The organism is Leptolyngbya sp. FACHB-36, assembly GCF_014695955.1.
Classification (GTDB): domain Bacteria; phylum Cyanobacteriota; class Cyanobacteriia; order Leptolyngbyales; family Leptolyngbyaceae; genus FACHB-36.
Genome location: NZ_JACJPG010000137.1, coordinates 1 through 3,373, shown reverse-complemented (window position 1 = coordinate 3,373; position 3,373 = coordinate 1). Strand labels below are relative to the sequence as shown.

The following is a 3,373-nucleotide window of genomic DNA, read 5'->3' as shown; positions in this document are numbered from 1 at the left end:
CGCTCTACAACGATGACGACTAAACTTGCCCCCACTCACAATCAGCTTTGGCGGTTGTTGATTACCGCTCACGTGCGGCTAATCGATCGCGTTGAGCAGCACCTCAAACAAGCGGGACTGCCCCCCTTAGAGTGGTACGACGTGCTGTGGGCACTGAAGGAGACCCCCGATCAGCGGTTGCGGTTGAGCGAGCTGGCGGATGCTGTGCTACTTAGTCGCAGTAACCTAACGCGATTGCTCGATCGCTTAGAAAAGGCAGGACTACTGACACGGGAGGCATGTCCCAGCGATCGACGAGGAACCTTTGCCGTTTTGACTCCGGCGGGAGCAACTCTACAGCAGCAGATGTGGGAAATTTATTCGCAGAGAATCGCAGAAGATCTTTCTGCTCATCTAGAGGATGGAGACGTAAGGGTAATGACCAACGCACTCTCACAAATCCTTAAAGCAGAGCAACCTGAGATCCAGGCCAGATAAAGGTTGTACTACCTTATTGAGGTAGCGTTGGCATTACAGCTATTTGGCATTGGCTGAACACTGACCAGCCAATGCCAAAATGCTCTGGTATCAAACCTTTGTGGATAGCGCCCATATGATTTGTGATCCATCCATCTGCAAACGGCTGTAAATCGTTGTTCGTAGTAGATTACTCTCGTTGTTAGGTGGCGATCGACTGTTGGCAGTGGGTGAGTAGGAATGACTTCATCCCAGTTCCATTGACCTCGAAATCTGGCTGAGCGAAGAGTTCGCCACTAAAACCACAGCCTTGTCTATTGAAAATTCAGTCTCGTTTCGCGTCTAATGAAGGCGTTTGCTGTAAATATTTTTGTCTAATGAGCTGATTCTCAGCTTGTGCTGCGTTTGTGAGTCGCCCAACGATCTCCCAGCCTGAGAAATCGGCTCACCGTTTGGTGCAGGATCTATGACTCAAACTACCCCCCCTGCCAGCAAACAGATTCGGATTCTGATTGCCGACGACCACCCGATCGTTCGGCACGGACTCGTGGCAATCCTCAACGCCGAACTGGATATGCAAGTGGTGGCAGAAGTGGGGAGTGGGCGCGAAGCGATCGAGCAGTATCGGCTACATCAGCCCGACATCGTCATACTGGATTTGCGAATGCCCGACATCGGCGGTGTAGAAGCAATCACGACCATTCGTAGCGAGTTTCCCAACGCCTGCATCATCATGTTCACCATCTATAACACCGACGAAGATATCTATCGCGGACTCAAAGCAGGCGCAAAAGCCTATTTGCTCAAAGACACCCCCCTGCAAGTCATTCTGGAAGTGATTCGCAGCGTCTGCGGCGGCCAGCGCCATATTTCAGCCGAATTTTACAGTAAACTCGCCGCCCGTTTAGAGCAACCTGAACTCACTCCCCGCGAATTCGAGGTTCTGCAACAGATGGCATCCGGCAACAACAATCGAGAAATTGCCCTAGCACTGAGCATTAGCGAAAGCACCGTCAAAGCACACGTCAGCAGCCTGCTGACAAAACTGGGCGTCACCGATCGCACCCATGCCGTTGTCGCTGCCCTTCGACGCGGCATCATTCGTTTTTGAGCTGACGATCGTCCAGCGGTCTAAAGTCGCTGCTCTGCCTGTCTTACGGTAGTTTTCAGATGAATGGACCACGAACCATAGAGTGGCATTGTCCACACTTGCTACCAGAGCTTTGATTAGCGGCGGCAAATGACGGCAGCAGATCACGATCGTTCGCTTGTAAAGCAAGACCTGTTCAAAAGTTATACGTTATATTCACCTACTCGTGGGGACTTCAAACTTACCATTGCGAATTACGAATTGGTATAAGAGGTTCATAGTCCTTGCTCAAGCGTCAGATTTGGCTAAGCCAGCCAAACGCCCTCTCTACAATCCACCGGAGCAAGATTACAAAACCCGCCTCAGGGCATTTCACCACCTTCAGTGGAGTTAGAAGTTGTCACCATTGAATCACTACTAAGTGGCACTAGGTGAAACGATTAGACTGATGGCAGAGATCGAGCAATTTCAGGATTCCCAATTACCTAAGAGCCATCCTCCATGACCAGACCCAGCATTCTTCAACCCGGGCAGTCTTATACCTTCAGACAATACTTCGAGATGAGCTATGAGCCAGAGGACATTCTGGCAGAGTTTGGCTACACCCTGAAGCGATCGCTTCTGTTTCTGCCACAATCCACCGCAACCCTCGATCGACTCGATAATCTCAAAACCCGTATCGAAGAAAGCCTCCCCTACATCAGCCTCACCAGCGAAGCCGCCCGCCGCGAACTGCTGATCGCTCCCCTACTGCTCGACATCGTGCATTACACCCGCGCCCAACTTCGCATTGAATATCCCCTCACCGTCACCGAACAGCTCAAAGGCTCGCTCGACTACTACCTCTACTCGGTAGGGAAACTTCTCGTCATTGAAGCCAAAAATGCCGACTTAGCCAAAGGCTTTACTCAGCTCGCAGTTGAGCTAATCGCCCTGGACAAGTGGATAGACAGCGAGCAACCGATCCTGCAAGGAGCCGTCTCCACAGGTGACATCTGGCAGTTTGGCGTTCTGCACCGAGAGCAAAAGCAGATTCAGCAAGGATTGACCCTCTACCGAGTTCCAGATGACCTAGAAAGCTTGGTTCGCATTCTCGTCAAAATTCTTGAGCCCTGAGCTTCATGTTTGAAGCCGTTCATCCAAAACCTGATTCGCCAGCATCGCCCCCATAATACCAACGGGTTCTCAACTACCCAGTTGAATAGTTGCTACTTTGCTAGAATTTCAATAGAGTTGATTACCGCTTTACCGTTTGACATGAAGCAGAAGCGCTCAAAGTCCTTGCTGTTAGACCTGCTGAATCTCTTAGCTGATTTTGATGGAGAGCTATCCGAGGAAGCCATACAGCTGCTAGATGAATTGGAAAAACGCTCTGATGTGATTCCTCCGCTTTATGCAGATGTTTTTGTCTTACCAAGTTCTGCTACCTGTGCTGATCTGGTGAAGCAGGTGAAATCACTGTCTCAGGAGCAGGTTGCGATCGCCAGCTATGCGTTTCAAATCTTTCGCTTCTATGAGCAAATCTTGCGGGCTAACCCAAGTGACGCCTCGCCGCAACAGAAAGCTGCTTATGAGTCACAATTGGAGCGAATTCGGCTCTCGGTTGCTCGAACGAAGGCAGCTTTGGCTGAGTCTTTTGGGTAAGGGCTGAGAGAACGCCTACAATGAGCAGCTAGAAAGCATCAGGAGTAAACGATCGCTATGTCTTCACTGGACCGTCAGCAATCCGATCGGCTCGTTCAACATATCAACGGGGTTGAACAACTGTTAACTGAGGTGGATGAAGCAGGAGCGGAGGAAATTTTAGATGAACTCTACATGCTCATT

Annotated in this window: 4 protein-coding genes and 1 pseudogene; 4 read left to right on the top strand and 1 reads right to left on the bottom strand. The window is 50.4% G+C overall.

Annotated features, from left to right (window positions below; translation table 11 throughout):
• Both H6F43_RS01970 and H6F43_RS01965 read left to right on the top strand, forming a co-directional pair.
• Positions 1–477: MarR family transcriptional regulator (locus tag H6F43_RS01970; RefSeq protein WP_206754530.1), on the top strand; the 477-nt coding region annotated here is incomplete at its 5' end.
• A gap of 445 nt (positions 478–922) precedes the next feature.
• The gene (locus tag H6F43_RS01965) at positions 923–1,567 is read left to right on the top strand and encodes a response regulator transcription factor (RefSeq protein ID WP_190340337.1); all 645 of its coding nucleotides are present in this window, start codon (positions 923–925) and stop codon (positions 1,565–1,567) included.
• 277 nt (positions 1,568–1,844) lie between these two features.
• Here the strand turns inward: H6F43_RS01965 and H6F43_RS22085 are convergent.
• Positions 1,845–1,931: pseudogene (locus H6F43_RS22085) on the bottom strand (IS5/IS1182 family transposase); the annotation flags it as partial.
• A gap of 116 nt (positions 1,932–2,047) precedes the next feature.
• On the opposite strand from H6F43_RS22085, the gene H6F43_RS01960 reads away from it, so the two are divergent.
• Together H6F43_RS01960 and H6F43_RS01955 are read left to right on the top strand one after the other, a co-directional pair.
• Positions 2,048–2,662 carry a hypothetical protein gene (locus H6F43_RS01960; RefSeq protein ID WP_190340336.1) on the top strand — a complete coding sequence of 205 codons (615 nt, stop codon included), beginning with the start codon at positions 2,048–2,050 and terminating at the stop codon, positions 2,660–2,662.
• A gap of 141 nt (positions 2,663–2,803) precedes the next feature.
• The gene (locus tag H6F43_RS01955) at positions 2,804–3,190 is read left to right on the top strand and encodes a hypothetical protein (RefSeq protein ID WP_190340335.1); all 387 of its coding nucleotides are present in this window, start codon (positions 2,804–2,806) and stop codon (positions 3,188–3,190) included.
• Positions 3,191–3,373: the final 183 nt, after the last annotated feature.